Genomic DNA, 601 nt, shown 5'->3' with positions numbered 1-601 from the left:
GCGTCGAACGGCGGCGCGCCGGCTTCGCGCGCGACCCGCGCCACCTCGCCGCGCGCATGCTCGGTCCAGCCCGCTTCTGCGCGCGCGGCGTCGCCCCGGCTGTGGATCGCGAAGCAGCGCGCACCGTTCGCCGGCGCGGAGACGACCAGCTGGATCACCCGGGTCTCGTCCTCGGCGAGGCGCAGCGGCGCGCTCAACACCACGTCGCGCACGCCCGTCGCGACGCCGTCGCCCAACGCGTCGCACGCTTCGAGCGCGAGGCTCAGGTAGAAGCTGCCCGGCACCAGGATCGCTCCGGACAACCGGTGGTCGCGCAGGAACGCGTGGCTGCGCGCGCTGCAACGCTGCTCGAACACGATCGTGCCGTCCGCGACGTCGACCCGCGCGCCGAGCCCGGACACCGCGACGCCAGGCGCACCGCCCGCGGTCTCGGCATCGTCCGGTTCGACCCAGTAGCGCTTGCGCTGGAACGGATAGGTCGGCAACGCGACCTTGACCGGCCGGTCGACGCGATGCAACGCTGCCCAGTCCAGCGCCGCGCCGCGCACGTACAGCGCCGCCGCGCTCTCCAGCATCTGCTCAACCTCCCCGCGTCCGGGGC

The 601-nt window shown here is 74.5% G+C and carries 1 pseudogene; it reads right to left on the bottom strand.

Annotated elements, in window-relative coordinates:
• Positions 1 to 575, bottom strand: a pseudogene (locus tag ACPUER_RS37045) (hypothetical protein); the annotation flags it as partial.
• Between the last annotated feature and the right edge of the window lie 26 nt (positions 576 to 601).

The sequence above is a fragment of the Burkholderia sp. DN3021 genome, assembly GCF_049805555.1.
Lineage (GTDB): Bacteria > Pseudomonadota > Gammaproteobacteria > Burkholderiales > Burkholderiaceae > Burkholderia > Burkholderia pyrrocinia_C.
The sequence above is the reverse complement of the archived record's forward strand: the minus strand, read 5'-3'. Positions and strand labels throughout refer to the sequence as shown.